This is a genomic window from Chryseobacterium sp. Leaf394, assembly GCF_001424105.1.
In the GTDB taxonomy this organism is placed as follows: domain Bacteria; phylum Bacteroidota; class Bacteroidia; order Flavobacteriales; family Weeksellaceae; genus Chryseobacterium.
In genome coordinates, this window is sequence record NZ_LMQH01000011.1 from 1 (window position 1) to 2,529 (window position 2,529).

General features: G+C 32.1%; 4 protein-coding genes. All 4 read left to right on the top strand.

Going from position 1 to position 2,529, the window contains the following annotated elements:
* Positions 1-270 precede the first annotated feature (270 nt).
* The 4 genes from ASG21_RS04615 (at position 271) to ASG21_RS04625 (ending at position 2,472) form a co-directional block, all read left to right on the top strand.
* Complete coding sequence (locus tag ASG21_RS04615; protein WP_056076566.1) at positions 271-840, top strand: hypothetical protein; 570 nt, start codon at positions 271-273, stop codon at positions 838-840.
* A 212-nt stretch (positions 841-1,052) separates the two neighbouring features.
* Positions 1,053-1,733 (top strand): hypothetical protein, encoded by a 681-nt coding sequence (locus tag ASG21_RS04620; RefSeq protein WP_128414212.1) that lies wholly within the window; start codon positions 1,053-1,055, stop codon positions 1,731-1,733.
* A gap of 114 nt (positions 1,734-1,847) precedes the next feature.
* Positions 1,848-2,054 carry a hypothetical protein gene (locus ASG21_RS19995; protein WP_128414213.1) on the top strand — a complete coding sequence of 69 codons (207 nt, stop codon included), beginning with the start codon at positions 1,848-1,850 and terminating at the stop codon, positions 2,052-2,054.
* A gap of 106 nt (positions 2,055-2,160) precedes the next feature.
* A complete protein-coding gene (locus tag ASG21_RS04625) occupies positions 2,161-2,472 on the top strand; it encodes a hypothetical protein (protein WP_056076571.1) in 312 nt (103 codons plus the stop codon).
* The last annotated feature ends 57 nt before the right edge of the window (positions 2,473-2,529 follow it).

Here is a 2,529-nt window from a genome sequence, read left to right on the forward strand (position 1 = left end):
TAATGTGTTTGACAGAATAGAGGAAATAAAAAACGTCAGCTAACAAAGGTTTGGCAATAGCGGCTGAAAGTACAAAGTTTACGTTTTGTGCTTCGGTAGAAATTTATATTTTAGTTGAAAGTTTCCGCTTCGTTTTGCCCACCATCGCAAAGCCCCAAAACGTTAGCGGTAATGCGTGACCGACAGCAAAAACTTAAATTATAACAGAAAAAGATGAGCAAGAAATTAAATGTTTGAGACATATTTTATTTCAAAGTAGAAAATCACGAATTGTTTGTTTTCGGGAGGATTTTATTTGATATTGAGGAGCAAGTCTATAAATCTAAAAAAGATAATTTTGACAACTATTTTGATTGTTATAGAGGTTGCTATTTAGTGGAAATGTATAAAGGTATTTATGATAGTACAGAACTACCTGAAAATCTTGAAGTATTGATACCCAGATATTTTGTAACTAATAAGGATAAAACAATATGGAATTTGGCAGGTTTTAAAAAAGTTGACTTCGAAAAAGTTGAATTTCCCGAAGTTGTTGGAACTGCATTCAACGAAAATAGATTGATGCGGGGAGAGCTCAATTTTAAAAACCCAATAACTTACCCAGGCATTTTACCTAGTTATGATTATCCAGTTGTACTTGTAGATATATGCTTAGCATTGCAAGGAAAAGAAAACCTAATTGATGGCGAATACTACCACGAGAGTTTAACAGACTTAGACCTTTTGCATCATCCTAAAATCAGAACCGAAATTTACAAAGAAATAGCAATCGACCCAGACAAAAGCTATTATGAACTATCAGAAGAAAGGGGTTTTGACTTAGCAAGATTTTATGAATAAAAAAGCACTACCGCTAACAGGGGTTTTGCAATAGTGGGGCGAATCCCGAAGTTTCGGGACAAGATCTGCAAAGTTCATCCACCGCGGCGGATCTTCGGTTCAACTTTTTGTGCAAAATTTAAGATTTGTGCTTGGTTGCCCGCCATCGCCAAGCCCCGAAACGTTGTGCGATATGCTATACTTACTGCACAAATTGAAAGAACATAGACCAAATGGGAAAAATAATATTGACACTTTTTTTTGTATTTAATTTCACAATGCAATTTTGTGGACAAAATCCTGAATTAGGAAACAGTAAAATAGATTTAAAAACGTTTTCTGTAAAATTTAATGTTAATGATTTCTATAAAAACCAAATTGAAACTCATAAAAAATCATTAGAATTCTATTCTCAGGGAAAAACGAAAGAAGCATTCTCTAAAGAGCTTTTGAAAGACTATAAATTTGTTGAAAATGTAGACACTTTATTTATTGACAAAGACAAATATTTACTATTATACCTTATGAAGGGAATGGACACAAAAGATACCTTGGCAACATTTGGAAGTATAAGATTTCAAAAATTGGATATGATAACTAATGAAAAAAAATATTTTCAATCTTTACGAGCAACTTCTTGGGCATATAAAGACAATAAAAAAAATTTCAATAATTTAAAAAATGAATTACAAAACACCTATGGAAATCCTAAAATAATCGTAGAAACATTTGAACACGGAGAATATTACGAATGGGTTACTAAAGATTTTGTTGTTAATTTGATAGTTGACATTGATGAAGAAAGCGATGGAAAAATAAGCTTCGCAACCAAATTATACTTAACAGACAAAAATGAATATGAAAAGTTAAAGAGTAACGTTTTTGGCAAGACTAAATATTATTGGATTTATTGATTACAAATATTAAAAGCCAAGCACAATCGCACAACAAGGGCTTTGCAATAGTGGGGCGAAACTGCAAGGTTCAACAGTTATTCTTCAGTTCAACTTTTGTGCAAAATTGAAGTTTTGAGCTTCGATTGCCCACCATGGCAAAGCCCCGAAACGTTGAAATTCTCAAAAATGTTTGCAACACAGATTGAAAATATGAGAATGAAAAATTACCATCTGAAGAGTGCCAAAATAAACTTTATTGTGTACTGCCGAAAGGAAATTGCAGAACAGAAAATAAAAATCATTTTACCGGAACTTTATTTTGAGAGAAGAATTGATTAAATCTTTTATTCTAATCATCGTTCAATCATTTAATTTTTAAATAGCTAACTAAGAATTTATTATTATAGATTTTTTTGTAAATTTCGTTCTAATAAAACTAATGATTATGTCAGAAAATTATTTTGAGAAACCTTCAAACGAATGCAGAGAAACGCAAACCATTTACCTCAGACAGGATGAAAGACAAACTAATGGGATAGGAATTGCAGGTTTTGTATTAGCGATAATTGCAATATTTGTGGGATGGGTTCCTTTTATCGGATGGCTTGTTTGGGCTTTGGGAGCTCTATTTTCATTTATAGGAATTTTTAAATCACCAAGAGGACTTGCAATTGCAGGTTTAGCAATATCTTTTGTAGGTTTAATTTTTATGATCTTCGTTTTTGGAGTATTGCTTTTAGCGTCTGGTGCTAATTGATAATTTTGCAACAGCGAATGATAAAGATTTCCACAGTCATACCTCGAAGCTTTTTTT

Bases quoted from the DNA above. Each gene is read 5' to 3' on its own strand.
- ASG21_RS04620 (WP_128414212.1), top strand. From the start codon at position 1,053: ATGGGAAAAATAATATTGACACTTTTTTTTGTATTTAATTTCACAATG.
- ASG21_RS04625 (WP_056076571.1), top strand. From the start codon at position 2,161: ATGTCAGAAAATTATTTTGAGAAACCTTCAAACGAATGCAGAGAAACG.